At 63.4% G+C, this 15,888-nt stretch carries 16 protein-coding genes; 3 read left to right on the forward strand and 13 right to left on the reverse strand.

Annotated elements, in window-relative coordinates:
• Positions 1-34: 34 nt before the first annotated feature.
• Entirely contained in the window at positions 35-1,123 is a 1,089-nt protein-coding gene (locus tag ACLFLU_RS04675) for a Zn-dependent alcohol dehydrogenase (protein WP_426411168.1), read from the forward strand.
• 103 nt (positions 1,124-1,226) lie between these two features.
• On the opposite strand, the gene ACLFLU_RS04680 is transcribed toward ACLFLU_RS04675, so the two are convergent.
• The 4 genes from ACLFLU_RS04680 to mbfA all read right to left on the reverse strand — a co-directional run bounded on the left by ACLFLU_RS04680 (position 1,227) and on the right by mbfA (position 5,189).
• Complete coding sequence (locus tag ACLFLU_RS04680; protein WP_426411169.1) at positions 1,227-2,699, reverse strand: amidase; 1,473 nt, start codon at positions 2,697-2,699, stop codon at positions 1,227-1,229.
• Between the two features lie 90 nt (positions 2,700-2,789).
• Positions 2,790-3,320, reverse strand: a complete 531-nt coding sequence (locus ACLFLU_RS04685; RefSeq protein WP_426411170.1) for a cytochrome b — start codon at positions 3,318-3,320, stop codon at positions 2,790-2,792.
• 30 nt (positions 3,321-3,350) lie between these two features.
• Positions 3,351-4,208: a hypothetical protein gene (locus ACLFLU_RS04690; RefSeq protein WP_426411171.1), complete on the reverse strand. Its 858-nt coding sequence runs from the start codon at positions 4,206-4,208 to the stop codon at positions 3,351-3,353.
• A 9-nt stretch (positions 4,209-4,217) separates the two neighbouring features.
• Complete coding sequence (gene mbfA, locus ACLFLU_RS04695; protein WP_426411172.1) at positions 4,218-5,189, reverse strand: iron exporter MbfA; 972 nt, start codon at positions 5,187-5,189, stop codon at positions 4,218-4,220.
• 174 nt (positions 5,190-5,363) lie between these two features.
• On the opposite strand from mbfA, the gene ACLFLU_RS04700 reads away from it, so the two are divergent.
• Positions 5,364-6,086: a hypothetical protein gene (locus ACLFLU_RS04700; RefSeq protein ID WP_426414221.1), complete on the forward strand. Its 723-nt coding sequence runs from the start codon at positions 5,364-5,366 to the stop codon at positions 6,084-6,086.
• A gap of 115 nt (positions 6,087-6,201) precedes the next feature.
• On the opposite strand, the gene ACLFLU_RS04705 is transcribed toward ACLFLU_RS04700, so the two are convergent.
• From ACLFLU_RS04705 to ACLFLU_RS04730, 6 genes are all read right to left on the reverse strand, one after another.
• Positions 6,202-6,576, reverse strand: a complete 375-nt coding sequence (locus ACLFLU_RS04705) for a hypothetical protein (protein ID WP_426411173.1) — start codon at positions 6,574-6,576, stop codon at positions 6,202-6,204.
• Between the two features lie 111 nt (positions 6,577-6,687).
• Positions 6,688-7,836: an alpha/beta hydrolase gene (locus ACLFLU_RS04710; RefSeq protein WP_426411174.1), complete on the reverse strand. Its 1,149-nt coding sequence runs from the start codon at positions 7,834-7,836 to the stop codon at positions 6,688-6,690.
• Between the two features lie 145 nt (positions 7,837-7,981).
• On the reverse strand, positions 7,982-9,145 hold the full coding sequence (locus tag ACLFLU_RS04715; protein WP_426411175.1) for a serine hydrolase domain-containing protein: 1,164 nt from the start codon (positions 9,143-9,145) through the stop codon (positions 7,982-7,984).
• Positions 9,146-9,170: 25 nt separating this feature from the next.
• Complete coding sequence (locus ACLFLU_RS04720) at positions 9,171-9,782, reverse strand: glutathione S-transferase family protein (protein ID WP_426411176.1); 612 nt, start codon at positions 9,780-9,782, stop codon at positions 9,171-9,173.
• A gap of 176 nt (positions 9,783-9,958) precedes the next feature.
• A complete protein-coding gene (locus ACLFLU_RS04725) occupies positions 9,959-10,801 on the reverse strand; it encodes a fumarylacetoacetate hydrolase family protein (RefSeq protein WP_426411177.1) in 843 nt (280 codons plus the stop codon).
• Positions 10,802-11,082: 281 nt separating this feature from the next.
• A complete protein-coding gene (locus ACLFLU_RS04730; protein ID WP_426411178.1) occupies positions 11,083-11,931 on the reverse strand; it encodes an MBL fold metallo-hydrolase in 849 nt (282 codons plus the stop codon).
• Between the two features lie 130 nt (positions 11,932-12,061).
• Here ACLFLU_RS04730 and ACLFLU_RS04735 point away from each other — a divergent pair, with 130 nt between their 5' ends.
• Positions 12,062-12,493, forward strand: a complete 432-nt coding sequence (locus ACLFLU_RS04735; protein WP_426411179.1) for a DUF3775 domain-containing protein — start codon at positions 12,062-12,064, stop codon at positions 12,491-12,493.
• 84 nt (positions 12,494-12,577) lie between these two features.
• Here ACLFLU_RS04735 and ACLFLU_RS04740 read toward each other — a convergent pair whose 3' ends face one another.
• The 3 genes from ACLFLU_RS04740 to ACLFLU_RS04750 form a co-directional block, all read right to left on the reverse strand.
• Positions 12,578-13,360: an SDR family oxidoreductase gene (locus tag ACLFLU_RS04740; RefSeq protein WP_254134770.1), complete on the reverse strand. Its 783-nt coding sequence runs from the start codon at positions 13,358-13,360 to the stop codon at positions 12,578-12,580.
• A gap of 197 nt (positions 13,361-13,557) precedes the next feature.
• Positions 13,558-14,070, reverse strand: a complete 513-nt coding sequence (locus ACLFLU_RS04745; RefSeq protein WP_426411180.1) for a CvpA family protein — start codon at positions 14,068-14,070, stop codon at positions 13,558-13,560.
• A 216-nt stretch (positions 14,071-14,286) separates the two neighbouring features.
• Positions 14,287-15,879: a GMC family oxidoreductase gene (locus ACLFLU_RS04750; RefSeq protein ID WP_426411181.1), complete on the reverse strand. Its 1,593-nt coding sequence runs from the start codon at positions 15,877-15,879 to the stop codon at positions 14,287-14,289.
• Between the last annotated feature and the right edge of the window lie 9 nt (positions 15,880-15,888).

Below are 15,888 nucleotides of genomic sequence, written 5' to 3' on the forward strand. Positions count from 1 at the left end.
ACGATCAAACAAGAAATGCGATAGGGAGTGCTCGATGAAGGCCGCCGTCCTCTATGAAGTCAATCAGCCGCTGGTCATCGAGGATGTCAGCCTGCCGAAGCCCGGCCCGCGCGAAGTGCTGATCCGCACGTCAGTCGCTGGGCTCTGCCACTCCGATCTGCACTTCATGGAAGGCCTCTACCCGCATCCGCTGCCCGCGGTGCTCGGACACGAGTCCGCCGGTGTCGTCGAGCAGGTCGGCTCCGACGTCACCTATGTGAAACCCGGCGACCATGTCGTCACATGCTTGTCCGTGTTCTGCGGCACCTGCGACAATTGCACCACGGGCCGCACCGTGCTCTGCACCGACACCACCGTAAAACTGCTGCCGGGCGCGTCGAACCGGATGCAGTGGAATAAGCCTGAGAAACTGCACCAGTTCCTCAACCTCTCGTCCTTTGCCGAACAGATGCTGGTGCACGAGAACGCCATCGTCAAAATCCGCAAAGAAATGCCGCTCGATCTTGCCGCGCTGATCGGCTGCGGTGTTATCACCGGCTACGGCGCGGTGGTGAACACGGCGAAGGTGACGGCGGGCGAGACCGTCGCTGTGATCGGCTGCGGTGGCGTCGGCATGGCCGCGATCAACGGCGCGCAGATCGCCGGCGCCGGCCGCATCATCGCCATCGACACCAATCCGGCAAAGCTCCAGCTTGCGACAAAGCTCGGCGCCACCGACATCATCAATCCTGCCGACGGCGACGTGGTGAAGCAGGTGCGCGATCTCACCAATGGCGGTGTGCATCATTCCTTCGAGGTGCTCGGCCGCAAGGAGACCGCCGAGCAGGCCTTCGGCATGCTCGCCTCCGGCGGCACCGCCACCATTGTCGGCATGATCCCGTTCGGCCAGAAGATCGAGCTGCACGGTTTCGACTTCCTTCGCGAGCGCCGCATCCAGGGCTCGTCGATGGGCTCCAACCATTTCCGCGTCGACATGCCGCGTCTGGTCGATTTCTATCTGCGTGGCCGGCTGCATCTGGAGGACTGGATCTCGGCCAAGCTGAAGCTGTCCGAGATCAACGAGGGCTTTGCCAACATGAAAGCCGGCAAGACGCTGCGCAGCGTGATTGTGTTTGATAGCTAGCGCTTTGAGTCCGTAGCCCGGATGGAGCAAAGCGCAATCCGGGGTGCTTATTCCATGCAAGTCCGTCCCGGATTACGCTGCGCTCCATCCGGGCTACGGAGCATCAATCGTCGAACATCTTCGGCGGCACGAACCCGCCGAACTCGCGCTCGATCAGCTCGGCCAGCTTCAGCGGCGTGCGGTCCTCCAGCCACGGGCCGACGATCTGGACGCCGACCGGCAGGCCGTCCGGCGCAAAGCCGGTCGGGATTGCCGTGGAGGGCAGTCCGGGCAGCGTGGCGATGCCGGGCCAGGCGAGCTGGTCGGGATAGACGTGCGGCTTGCCGTCGATGGTGATGCGCCGGGTTTCCTGGTCCGGCGAATGGTCGTGCGGATAGGCCGGCGTCGGCATGATCGGGCAGATCACAGCGTCGTATGTCTTGAACAGTTCCCGCCATTGTGCCCGCAGCCGCGTGCGTCCGGCGTTGGCCGCCACCCAGTCGCGGTGGCTGAGTGCGACGCCGCGCAGCCGCTCGGCGGCGAGGCTGTTGTCGCCCTCGGGAAGCGCCGCCGCAGCCGCCCTGGCGCCGGCATAGACGTCGGGCGCAAAACTCGCGGCCAGGAACGACAGCAGCATGCGCATATAGAGCCGCGAGGAGGCCGCGAAATCCGGCAGCAGCGGACTGCTGCGCTCGATCTTGACGCCGGCCTTGGCGAGATTGTCGGCGAGGGTATTGATGGTGCCGCGTACGGCGGTGTCGGTCGGCAGCACCGGATCGGTGTCGATCACCAGCACGCGGAAGTCCTTGAAGGCTGTGTGACGCGCCGCGGGGAGCTCCAGCTTGTAGGCGATACCTGCCTCGATCGGATCGGGCCCGGCCATCACGTCGAGCACCAGCGACAGGTCGGCTGCACTCCGCGCCATCGGACCAATCACCGAGAGGTCGCGCTCGAATGGCAGCGGCGGCGCCGGTGGCGCAACATGCCCACGCATGGCGACGAGGTTAAAGGTCGGCTTGTGTGCATAGACGCCACAATGGAAAGCCGGCACGCGCAGCGAGCCGCCGATGTCCGAGCCGATCGACAGCGGGCCGTAGCCTGCGGCAAGCGCCGCCGACGAGCCGCCGGAGGAGCCGCCCGGCGTGCGGCCAAGATCATAGGGGTTGTTGGTGGTGCCGTAGATGTCGTTGTAGCTCTGCCAGTCGGCGAGCACGAGCGGGACATTGGTCTTGCCGATGACGACGGTGCCGGCGTCCTTCACCCGCGTGACCGGCAGCGAGTCTTCCTTGGCAATAAAGTCCTTTTGCGCAGGAATACCCCACGTGGTGGGCAGGCCGGCGATATTGTAGGATTCCTTCACAGTCATCGGCAGGCCGAGCAGCGGCTTGCGCTCGCCGCGGGCAAGTGCCGCATCCGCGTCACGCGCCGCGCTCAGCGCGCGATCAAAATCCCGGACGCAGATCGCGTTGACCTTGCCGTCGTGACGCTCGATGCGGTCGATCGCGTCCTGCGTGAGCTCGACAGCGGAGACCTTCTTCGCCGTCAATGCAGCCGACAGCTCGACCGCGCTCTTGTAACTCCATTCCGATTTCGCCACGACATGCTCCTGCGCTTCACTGGAGGGATGATGCGCAGTTTTACCCGATGCCGCAACCGCCGTTTGATCGCGGTTGATCTGTCCTGAATGCTACCCGGGCAGCATTCGCTGCATGACGCGGTCGCGATAGATGAAGACATGCGCGAGCGCGGCCGCGACATGAATGGCGATAGTGACCAGCAGCGCCCATTCCATCGCCTGGTGGAGTCCGTCGATGGTGCGGCCGGCGGCTGGGTTGTCGGACGCGAGCATCGGCAACGGCACGAGATAGAAGAACGAAACGGACCATCCGCGAAAGGACGCAAACAGCCAGCCCGAGATCGTCGTCGCCAGCACCAGCGCGTAGAGCAGCCAGTGCACGGCCTCCGAAGACACGCGCTGCCAGGCGGGGAGAGAGCTCTCGGGCGTGACGAGGTGGGTGACACGCCAGACGAGGCGCAGAGCGGTCAGTGCCAGGATCGTGATCCCAATCGACACATGAAACGTCATGCCGGCGCCCGGGCTCATGCCCTTATGGATATCCGGCATGAGCCAGCCGATTGGGTATTGCACGGCCAGCATCACGACGATGAGCCAGTGGAAGACCTTGGCAGGCGTGGCGTATTGAAGATGGACGGTCATGTGGATCCTGGCGTTGAGCGCCCGCGCCTGTCAGGGCTGGAAGCCGCGTGCTGCTGCGTGGGTGAACGGATTGACCGGCCCGCTGCTCATGCGCGTGTTGCCGTCCGATTTCTGCCCCGGCACTGGAAAGGCGTAGCCGATGATGGTCTTCACCACGAGGCGGTCGGACGCCGGGGTCAATCCGTAGCCGACACCGAAATTCACATCGAACACGCCGGCCTTGAAGTCGGTGACCGCAAACAGCGTGTGCTGCTGGTCGGGGAGCTTGCTGAAATTCCCGATTTCGCCGAAATCGGCATAATATTCGAAGCCGGCGAACACATCGTTGCCGAAGTTGCGCGCCAGCCGGGCGGCGGGCGCGAAATCGGCTTCGCCCTTGCGGCCGAAGCCGATATCCACGATCGGGTTCACGATGAACTCATACTGCGAATTGCGCACGCCGATGATCGGGCGGATCTCCAGTCCCCATCGGGTCTGCGCGAATTTGGGCATTTCGTAGCTCAGCTCGAAATTCACGCCGTAGAAGAAATTGCGCTGCTCCGCATGCGGCGAGACGAACAGCGTGCGCAGCTTGAAGGCATCGGACAGGAATTGCCGGTCCTGCACGGCGAACGGCAGATAGAGCCCGAGCTCCCACCAGTCGGTCATGCCATAGGCGAATTCCGGCGTGCCGTTGAGGCTGTGGTTGGAGGGGAAGCCGCCCGGGAATGGCGGGTCCTTCTGTCCGAGCGCGACATAGTTGAGGTGCTGCTGGATCGTGAATTGGCCGATCGCGGCAATGCCGGCGTTGTAGACCTGGATCTCGTCGGTGGCGTGTGCGTCGCTTGATGCAAGGATCGAAGCGGCCAGGCTTGTCACCGCGACGGCACATGAACGGAGTCTCGTCATCGCCGTCGCCTACGCCGCCCCGATCAAGATCCCGACCGCCAGCACGATGGCGCCGCCGAGCACGATCTGGAACACCGCCTGCAGGAACGGCGTGTCCATGTAGCGCGCGCGGATGAAGGCGATCGCCCACAATTCGAAGAACACGACGATGCCGGCGATTCCCGTGGCGATCCAGAACGCATTGGCCCAGTGGTCGGGCACGAGATAGGGCATGGTGTGACCGAGCCCGCCGAGCGTCGTCATCGCGCCGCAGGTGATGCCGCGCAGCCAGGGCGAGCCCCGGCCCGTCAGCGAGCCGTCGTCGGACAGCGCCTCCGCAAAGCCCATGCTGATGCCGGCGCCGATCGAGGCGGCGAGGCCGACGAGAAAAGTCTGCCAGTTCTGGTGTGTGGCGAAGGCGGCGGCGAACAGCGGCGCCAGCGTCGAGACCGAGCCGTCCATCAGGCCGGCGAGGCCCGGCTGTACATATTGCAGCACGAACATCCGCCGCCGCGTGCGGTCTTCTTCCGCGCGCACGTCGGGCTTCAAAATCTCGTCAGTCAGCGTGACCGCGCGGTTCTCGTGATGCTTCTCCTCCTCGGCGAGATCGCCGAGCAGGCGGCGGACACCGACATCCTCGGCCTGCTCGGCGGCCTTCGCGTAAAAACGCTCGGCCTCGAGCTCCATAGTCTCGACTTCCTTGCGGATCGTGTCGAGCGGCAGGTTTTTGGTCAGCCAGATCGGACGCCGGCGCAGAAAGCCTTTGACGTCCTCGCGGCGGATCGGCGGCAGATGCTGGCCGAAACGCTCTTCATAGAGCTTCAGCAGGCGATGCCGATGGCCGCTTTCTTCCTCGGCCATCTCCTCGAAGATCTTGGCCGTGTCCGGGTAGCGTTCCCGCAGGTCCTCGGCGAAACTCATATAGATGCGGCTGTCTTCCTCCTCGGAGGAAATTGCCACCGCGAGCACCTCGCGTTCGGTCAAATCGGCAAAATTCTTCACTGACTGCGTCCGGTGTTGTTTAGAACGATTCTAAAATTGATATAGGCTGCAATTCGTTCAGGGTCAATTCACGCGAGCCGAGCGAACGCTTGCGAAGGGCCGTCACAAGGGCGCATGGAACCGGATTCCGACGGACAGGTTCAAATCTTTGAAATGTGGGTGGACGGGTGAATGATGGACAAGGTCAAGTTTCGTCTGAACGATCCGCGGTTGGCGCCGCGCCGCACCAAGCTCGAAATCCCCGGATGGGCGGGCAAGCGCGAACCTCGCGCGAATGGTTCGCGTGAGCAGGTCTGGCACTGCGTGCCCTTTTCCGAGGGCGCGCAATACGGCATCGAGCTGTTCTATCCCTATGATTTCGAGCTTCACGTCACGACCAGGGAGGGTCACTTGATCCTCGATGCCGATTGGGGCGAGCCGCCGGAAGGGGGCGCGGAATGGCCGCCGTTTCGCAAGTTTGGTGACGCCTTCTACACCTATCAGATCCTGCTCGATCTCAAGGTCGAGAAAGGTATGGCGATTCGCACCGAGCCGCACCCGCGCTTCTATGCCGATCCGACTGACACCGTGCCGATTGCCGTCCCTGCGCTGATCCGCAATTGGTGGCCCATGATGTTCTTTTGCGTCTTCAAGGCGCCGGCCGAGGGCCGAACGCACATCTTCCGACCCAACGAGCCCTTCGCGCAAATCATCGTGATTCCCGAGGAAGCGAACTTCGAACTCGAACCTATGGGCGAGGAGGAAGCGGCAGAGCGCGAGCTGCAGGCCCGCCGAATCTACACCAATCGGCCCAAACTGGCGGCCGGCACCGAATGGACCTCTTCGTCCGATACGGTGTTCGATGGCACTTACCGGCACTTGCATCGCGCGGCAAAGGAGAAAGCTCGTAACGAATAGGGTGGGTGACCATTCCTGGCCAATGCGCGATTTTTGCCTAACTTTCCCGATTTCTCGTCACCAAAAGCAAACAGGACCCGCAGGTCCTGTTCATCTCATTCCTGGCGTCGCGACCTCAGTAGTCGCGGCGATAGAAGCTGTGATGGTGGTGGTGATGATGGTGATGATGGTGGTGATAATACCGCCGATATCGCGGGACCACCACGACCGGGGCGTCGTAGTCGTAATAGCGACGACGATAGAAGCTGTGGTGGTGATGGTGATGATGATGGTGGTAGTAATACTGAGCGACCTGAACATTCTCGCTGGTTTTTGGTGGGGCCGCTTCATCGATCGCTTGCAGCAGGGCGCTGGCGTTTGCAATCGGCTCCAGCAGGTCGGCGTATGAGTTCGCCTGCAGGACGTCCGTCGGTGCGGGCGCTGCCTGGGCGGTACCGAGCGCTCCGAGCGCGGCCACCGCTCCCAATAGTCCGGCGATCTTCTTGTCCAATGTCGTTCTCCATAGTCGCCGGACCCAGCTCCGGTATCTCGCAACGTCAGACATTGCCGGATGTTCCCTGAACCGCCGATTAATGCCTTGTGGCGAGAGAGTGACGTCGCTTCAGGCTGTGGCGGCGCGGTGGAGAAATTGCAGCAGCAACCGGCTCACTTCGGCGGGCTGCTCCTGCTGCACCCAATGGCCGGCGCCGTCAACGAGATGGCAACCGAGCATTCTGGTGCAGCCGCGTCCCTGCATCGCCTCGAACACGCCTGGGCGCTGATAAGTGCCCCAGTCCTGCTTGCCCGAGATGAAGCACGAGGGCACGTCGATGCTGCGGCCCGCAAACAGCTGCATCTCGTTGGTGAGCATGCCCGTCGTGCCGTAGCGATACCACTGCAGCCCGCCCTGGAATCCGGTGCGGCCATATTCGGCGCTATAATAGGCGAGGTCGCTGTCCGGCAGCCATCGATTGGCGGCGATCGCGGCCGGCGAGGGCATCTCTTTCGCGACCGTCTCGGCCATGGTCTCGCCGAGGTCCATCACGTAATAGGTCGGCAGCTTTGCGAGCTCGCCTGCAGACCATGATTTCAGCGGATAAGGCTTGTTGTCGATCCAGTCCGCGCTCTTGTGATGATAATAGGCGCGCAGGAAATCATGCACGCCCTGCGGTGCGTGCTGCATGTCGGCGTTCGCCGCGCGCGTCGCGTAGTACCATTGATAGTGGATCCGCGGGCGCGGCAGCGCGGCGAGCTCGCGATGAACAGGGTCTTCGACCGCAGGCTTCGCGGGACTATCGACGGTGTTGAAGGGTAACGGCGGCGCTCCGCCGAACGGCGCGCTCATCAGCGTCACCGAACGAAACACGTCGGGCCGGATCAGCGCGCACCACGCCGCGACCGGGCTGCCGAAATCGTGTCCGGCAAGATCGACCTGCCTGTAGCCAAACGCCGACACCAGCGCGAGCGCATCGCGCGCGAGGTTGAGGAGAGAGAACGGCGTCAGATCGCCGTCGTAGTCCGCGGTCCAGCCGGTGGTGCGGCCATAGCCGCGCTGGTCGGGTGCGAGCACGTGATAGCCGGCAGCCGCGAGCACCGGCATCACCTTGCGCCAGGAGAACGCGAGCTCGGGAAAGCCATGCAGCAACAGGATGCAGGGACGGCCCCTGGTCTCGAAGCCGGCTTCGAGCACATGCATGCGCAAGCCATTGATGCCGTCGACGTACCGCGAGCGGATGCCTGCGGGGAGCGGGATGTCGGGGAGTGTTGTCATGATGTTTCCTCGTCATGGCCGGGCTTGTCCCGGCCATCCACGTTCTTTGTTGCCGTTGATTGTAAGAACGTGGATGCCCGGGACAAGCCCGGGCATGACGGAAAGAAAGTTGCTCTACATCGCCGCACACACGAACGCGTTGCGCTCAACGCGCGTCGCGCACGGATGGAATGACGATGTTGGAGAGGATGTCGATCGCGGCCAGCCCTTCCTTCGGCTGGCCGTATTGGGCAGCGGTGGTCATCATGACGAGATCAAGCTCGGGCACGATGAAGATGCGCTGGCCGCCCCAGCCGAAGGCGGCAATCCATTTGATTTCCTTGCCGCCGGCCAGCGAGCGGCCAATCCACCATTGATAGCCATAGAACTGCGTGCTGCCGAAAAGGCCGATCGCCTGGAAGCGCGGCGTGATCGATTGCGCGATCCATTCGGCGGAGACAACCTGTTGGCCGTTCCACTGGCCGCGATTGAGCACGAGCTGGCCGATCTTCGCCGCATCGCGCGGCCGCAAGCGCAGGCCTGAGGCCGCTGCGATCTTGCCGTTCTTATAGGCCTTCCACTCGAGATCGGCGATTCCGAGCGGCTGGAACAGCACCTCGCGGGCAAACGCCTCCAGCGGTTTGCCCGAGACGCGCTCGAGGATGTTGCCGAGCAGTTCAGTCCCGCCGCCATTATAGGTCCACAGCGCATCCGGCGGCGCGGCGACCGGCTTTGCGAGCACATAGCCGATCGGATCGGCTTCAAAGGTGAGATGCGGCTCATCATTTTTTGGATCAGTCCAGGCTCGCGCCTCGTCCCATTTGATGCCGGAGGACATCGTCAGCAGATGGCGCAGCGTGATGGCGTCCCATCCCGGTTGCTTCACTGCTGCGGTGTCAGGGAAGAATTTCAGAACGGGCTCATCGACGCTCGCGATGAGCTTGCGGTCGATCGCTATTCCCACCAGCAGTGAGGTCACGCTCTTGGTTGCCGAGCGCATGTCATGCTTCGTCGTTGCGGTGAATTCGTACTGGCCGTCGGGTTGTCCCCAAGGCTGGTCGTAGCCGGGAAAATATTGCTCGAAGACGAGCTTGCCGTGGCGCGCGACGACAGCCGAATGGACCGAGGTCGCGCGTTGCTCTAATCGTGCAGCGATGCCGCAGAGTTGCGCACCGTCCATGCCGACGCTGTCGGGCGACGCAGTTATCCAGCCGTCGTCGATTGACGATGGCGATCCGCAGGTGTCTGCCTGCACGGGAGTGGCTGAGACGGCGAACGCGAGCACGAGGCTCGCGCCGAGAATGCTGAGGCGGGGGAAGCGATCGCGCATCGTCTTTCTCCCCGCTGTCCCGGTACTACACCGCTGGCGGCACCGAAATCTTCACCGACGGCCGCTCCAGCATCTTCTGATGGAAGGCGTCGAGCTTGGGATAGGCCTTGCGCCAGCCGCAATCGGCGAAGCGGAAGTCGGCATAGCCGAGCACGCAAACGAGGCCGATCTGCGAGATGTCGAACGGACCGTTCAGGACATCGGGCATGTTCTCGAAGCGCGCCATGCCGGTCCAGGCCCGGTTCCAGTGGTCGTCCGACCACGCCTGCCATTGCAGGCCCTGCGGCCGCACCATCTTCTCGTAGCGGCACAGCAGCATGGAATCGAGCATGCCGTTGATCAGCGAGTGATTGGTCTTGGCCTTCCAGCGCCGCGGACCGTAATCCGGGATCAGGCTGCCGCCGGCCATCTCGTTGAGATATTCGACGATGACGTACGAGTCCAAAATCACGTCGCCGTCATTGGTGATCAGCACCGGCAGCTTCTTCAGCGGTGTGATCTTCGAATAGTCCTCGTTGGCCTGGCCCGGGGCGACGGTTGCAGGCGTGAATTCGATCTTGTCGATCAGCCCGAGCTCGATCGCGGCGATGCGCACCTTGCGGGCGAAGGGCGAGGCGGCGGAGAAGGAGAGTTTCATGGGGAAATGTCCTACGGGATGACCGGCAATTGGTTTCGTCATTGCGAGGAGCCCGCGACAAAATTGCGAAGCAATTTTGCGCTGGCGACGAAGCAATCCAGTCTGCTTCCGCGGAGAGGTTCTGGATTGCTTCGCTTCGCTCGCAATGACGGTGTTGCGACAGAGGTCGTCGCGGCTTACGCCGCAACGATCTCCTGGCGCTGCTCGCCGAGGCCTTCGATGCCGAGCGTGACGACGTCGCCGACATTGAGGAAGGTCGGCGGCTTCATGCCGAGGCCGACGCCGGGCGGGGTGCCGGTGGTGATGATATCGCCCGGCAGCAGCGTCATGAACTGCGAGACGTAGGAGATGCACTTGGCCATCGAGAAGATCATCGTCTTGGTCGAGCCGGTCTGGCGGCGCTGGCCGTTGACGTCGAGCCACATCGACAGGTTCTGCACGTCCTTGATCTCGTCCTTGGTGGCGAGCCAGGGGCCGACCGGGCCGAACGTGTCGTGCGACTTGCCCTTGGTCCACTGACCCAGGCGCTCGGTCTGGAAGTTGCGCTCGGAGACGTCGTTGCAGACGCAGTAGCCGGCGACGTAGTTCAGCGCATCGGCTTCCGAGATGTATTTTGCCCGCGTGCCGATGATCGCGGCGATCTCGACTTCCCAGTCGAGCTTGGTCGAGCCGCGCGGCTTCTCGACCTTATCGTTTGGGCCGGACAGCGAGGTGTTGGCCTTCATGAAGATGATCGGCTCGGTCGGAATGGCGGCGCCGGTCTCCTTGGCGTGGTCGCTGTAGTTGAGGCCGATCGCGACGAATTTCGAGATTCCGGTGACGGGCGCGCCGAACCGCGGCTTGCCGGAGACGGCGGGCAGCGACGCCGGGTCGAGGGCGGCGAGCTTCTTCAGCGAGTCCGGCGAATAGGCCTCGCCGGTGAAGTCATTCACATGCGCCGACAGGTCGCGCAACTGGCCGGATGTGTCGATCAGGCCGGGCTTTTCCGCACCCTTTTCGCCGTAACGAACAAGCTTCATTCTCGTTTCTCCCTTGGGATGGACTGATCGGTTAAATAGCTTCATGGAACAGGGCGGCGGGAAATTCAACCGCTCAAAAGGGGGCGCATTGCAGCCCTCTCAATTCGGTGGGCGGGCTGTCGGTCTCGTGCCCCGGACGCTGCGCAGCGCCAAGAGCGCGTTTACGCGCGTCTTCGACGCGCTATGGTGATGCGCTGCAGAGCCGGGGCCCATGCTGCGGCATTCTGGGTCCCGGCTCTGCGGAGCAGCGTTGCACGCTGCACCGCGTCCGGGACACGAGATCATCCTAACGGTTCGAACCTGAACGCATCCCCTTCCCGCCGGATATGCCCGGCCGAGAAATGCCCGCCGATCACCAGCGTCGGCGTATCGGCAAACCGGCCGAACAACGCGGCCCGCGTCGCGGCTGATTGTTTCTGGTCGGAATCCGCGGTCGAGGACCAGTCGAGATGCGCCATCTGGCAGGGGTGATGGGCGACGTCGCCGGTCAGCAGCCCCTGCTCGCCGTCGGACTGGATCAAGATGCTCATGTGCCCGGGGCTGTGGCCGGGGCTCGGGATCACGCTGATCTCGTCGCTGAGCCGATGGTCGCTCGGGATCAGATCAGCGCGGTCGGCATCGACGATCGGCTTCACGGAATCGTTAAAGACGGCCTGCTTGTCCGGTTCGGTCGAATGGTCGCGCCAATGCTCGTATTCGGCGCGGCCGAACACGTAACGCGCCTTCGGGAATGTCGGCACCCATTTGCCCCCGACCAGCCTGGTGTTCCAGCCGACGTGATCGACGTGAAGATGGGTGCACAGCACGGTGTCGATGCTGTCTGGCTCGAAGCCTGCCGCCGCCATCATCTCGGGGAATGGCGTGTTGCGGTTATTCCAGGTCGGGACGTTGCGGCCCTGCTTGTCGTTGCCAAGGCCGGTATCGACCACGATCCGGCGCGACGGCGTCTCCACCACCAGCGAATGGATCGACATTTTCAGCCGGCCTTCCTCGGTGGCGAAATGCGGGATCAGCCAGGGCAGCTTCTGGATCTCGTCGTTGCTGGCCAGAGGCAGGATGAAGCGGGTCGAGCCGACCGTCTCCAATTCCACCACCTTGGTGATTTTGACTCGGCCTACCTTCCACTGCATGGGCGTGCCCCTCATTTTCTTGCTTTCGCGAAAGATGCGGTCTTCCGCCGTCGAACGCAATGGATCATCTGTCGTGATGTTGCGTTATCCGGGAAGCTGGAACCATCCAAATGACGAGCAGGGGGAGCCCATGCCAGAGCTTGCGATTTCCGCCGACAAGGTCGCCTTCATCATCGAGAAGGCCCGCGAATTCGACGTCAAGGAAGCGGACTCCGATCCGGATTCCGGCTCCAACGCCGCCGACGACGGCGAGATCGACGTGTTGGAGGACAATTCGTCCGATCCGGTCGCAGCCGAGCTTGCGGGCTTCATCGGGGCGCTGAACGAAGACGAGCAGCTCGACCTCGTTACGCTGATGTGGCTCGGCCGCGGCGATGGTGATGTGGAGGAGTGGGACGATCTGCGCGAACGCGCCGTGGAAGCGCGCAGCGAGTTCAAGGCACCCCGGCGTGAGGCCGTGCAATATCTGCTGGGCGAGCCGATGCTCGGAGATCTCCTGGCCGACGGCATGGATGAGCTCGGCATCGACTGGAGCGACGAGCGGACGACGCCGGTTGTGTAGAATGGAATCGCTCTGGGTATTCGATCGGGCCGCGGGCTTCGCCTAACCTCTCCCCGCTGGGGAGAGGTTGAAGCGCGATCGCCGTTACAGCGTGCCGGGGAAGGCGCCGCCGTCGAGCAGGATGTTCTGGCCGGTGATGAAGCCGGCCTTGGCGCCGCACAGGAAGGCGCAGGCATAGCCGAACTCGTCGGGCTGGCCGAAGCGGCCGGCCGGGTTGAGTTTGGCGCGCTCGGCCAAGATCTGCTCCGGCGTCGTGCCGCGCTTGTCGGCCTCGGCCTTCGCGGTGCCGGTCAGACGGTCGGTCTCGAACGGGCCCGGCAACAGGCCGTTGATGGTGACGTTATTGATCACGGTCTTGCGCGACAGGCCGGCGATGAAGCCGGTGAGGCCGGCGCGCGCGCCGTTGGAAAGGCCGAGAATGTCGATCGGCGCCTTCACCGCGGCCGAGGTGATGTTGACGATGCGGCCGAACTTGCGCGCCATCATGCCGTCGACCGTCGACTTGATCAGCTCGATCGGCGTGAGCATGTTGGCGTCGATCGCCTTGATCCAGTCGTCGCGGGTCCAGTTGCGGAAATCGCCGGGCGGCGGGCCGCCGGCATTGTTGATGAGAATGTCGGGCTCGGGGCAGGCCTTGAGCACGGCTTCGCGCCCCGCAGGCGTGGTGATGTCGCCGACGATCTCGGTGACCTTCACGCCCGGATAGGCCTTGCGGATGTCGTCGGCCGTCTTCTTCAGGGCGTCGGCGCCGCGCGCGGTCAGCGTGACGTCAACGCCGGCTTCGGCCAGCGAGATGGCGCAAGCGCGCCCCAGGCCCTTGCTGGATGCGCAGACGATGGCGCGGCGACCTTTGATCCCAAGATCCACAGTTTCACTCCCGTAATGTCAGGCAGGTTTTTGGACGGCCGGCACTCTAGCCAACCTCGGCGGTCCTGATAAGGGATCGAGCCGCGTCAAAATGCATGGCGCGGGCTGCGGCGATGCAAACGAGCATGATCCGGAGCCGAAGGGCGCGTTAGCGAAAAGTGTGTAGCGGTTTTCCGAAGAGATCATGCCCAAACACGTCAGATGCGCCGCTCCTGCTTGAGCCGGTCGATTGCGGCGGCGGCCTCCGGCGGCAGCGACTTGAAGCCCATTTGCCCGACCGCCGAGAACAGCGGCCGCAGCTGCGAGCCGGCGAGGAAGGGCGGCTGGTGATTGGCCGGCACGATCTGGTCGAACACCAGCACCAGCGTGGTGGCGACGAGGCCGACACGGATAGCGCCGAGGGCAGCACCGCCAAGCCGGTCGCCGATCCCGGCATCGCGGATGGTGTCGTCCAGCACGAAGCGGCCGATATATCCGAGCAACATGCCGACCACCAAAAAGATGCCGAAGAACCAGATCCAGTTCTGGACCAGCGGCGCATTCGGATTGCCGGCGACCTGCGGCGCGATCATCGGCATCAGCGAAACCGCAATGGGGGCCGCGAGGAGATAAGCGAGAATGGTCATGGCGCTGCGCAGCAGGCCGGTCTTGAAGCCGAAACCGATCGCGATGGCGAGCGCCGCATAGACCGCGAGATCGAAGCTATTCATGAGCGCAACCCTGCCGATGGAACGAATGAACGCTGAACCGATCGTTCCGGTTTCAGATCGCTAAAATCGTCGGTATTTTTTGGCTCCGAAAGCTGAGAGGGGCGTCTATTTCAGGCTTATTCGAGGCGTGTAAAGAAACCATCCTCTCCGCTGTTGTCCCGGACAAGCGGAGCGCCGATCCGGGACGCCAGCGGAGAATGACGCGGCAGCCTTACGCTACCGCACCTCCGCCCGGATCATGTCCGCCGCCTTCTCCCCGATCATGATGGTCGGTGCATTGGTGTTGCCGCCGATCAGCGTCGGCATGATCGAGGCGTCGACGATGCGCAGGCCGTCCACGCCATGCACCTTCAGCTTCGGATCGACCACGGCCATCGCATCAAGGCCCATCTTGCAGGTGCCGACCGGGTGATAGACGGTGTCGACGCGATTGCGCAGGATGGCGCGGATGTCATCGTCCGTTCGCACATCGGACGTGAACATGTCCTTCTTCTGCAACGCGCGCAGCGCAGGCGTCTCCATCAGCCGCCGCGTGGTCTTGAAGCCCGCGACCATGGCCTCGAGATCTTCCGCTTCCCCTAAGAAATTCGGATCGATCATGGGTACCGCGAGCGGGTCGGCGCTCTTCAGCCAGACGCTGCCGCGGCTCTTCGGCCTGAGCAGGCAGACATGGCATGAAAAGCCTGCCTCCTTGTGCTTCTTGCGGCCGTGGTCGTCGAGCATCGCGATGACGAAGTGGAGCTGAATGTCTGATACTTCGAGATCCGGCCGGGTCTTCAGGAAGCCGCCACACTCGGCGAAATTGGTGGTCATCAACCCGCGCCGCTCCTTACGGTACTGCTGGATGGCGCGGAGCAGGGACGGCAACCGACCAAGCGATGCGTGCACGAAGTGCGGATAGTCGGAGGCGTAGACGAACACGAAATCCGGATGGTCCTGCAGATTGCGCCCGACGCCCGGCAGATGATGCACGACGTTGATACCGTGCTTGCCAATTGCATCGCTATCGCCGATGCCCGACAGCATCAGCAATTGCGGTGACTGGAAGGCGCCGCCGGCGAGGATCACCTCGCGGCGGGCGCGCAGCTGTTTGGTCTGCTTGCCCTGCACATATTCGATGCCGACCGCGCGCCCGCCTTCGAACAGGATTTTCGTGGCATGCGCCCCCGTCTCGACGCGCAGATTCGCGCGCTTGTCCATGTGCGGCTGCAGATAGGCGCGCGCCGCGCTCCAGCGCTCGCCCTTGTGCTGCGTCACCTGGTAGCTGCCGAGCCCTTCGTGATCCTCTTCATTGAAGTCCTCGCGGATGCGGAACTGCGCCTCGCGCGCGGCCTGATGAAAGACGTCATGGATCGGATTGTCCGAGCGCAGCCTGTTGACATGCAGCGGGCCGCCCTTGCCGTGATACTCGCCGTCGAAGTCGCTGTTGTTCTCCGAACGCTTGAAATAGGGCAGCACGTCCGCATACGACCAGCCGGTATTGCCGAGCGAGGCCCAGTGGTCGTAATCCCATTTGTGGCCGCGGATGTAGACCATGGCGTTGATCGCCGAGGAGCCGCCGAGGCCCTTGCCGCGCGGCTGATAGCCGATGCGGCCGTTCAATCCCTTTTGCGGCACGGTGTCGAAGGCCCAGTTGGCCGCCTTGTATGGCAGAGCCAGCCCGAACGGCGTGGTGATCCGCCAGCTGTCGTTGCGTCCGCCGGCATCGAGCAGCGCCACGGATGTTGCCGCATCCTCCGACAGCCGCCCCGCCACCGCACAACCGCCGGAGCCCGCGCCCACGACCACGAAATCGAATGTCTCAGTCACTGATGTTTC

Source organism: Bradyrhizobium ganzhouense (genome assembly GCF_049949285.1).
GTDB lineage: Bacteria > Pseudomonadota > Alphaproteobacteria > Rhizobiales > Xanthobacteraceae > Bradyrhizobium > Bradyrhizobium ganzhouense.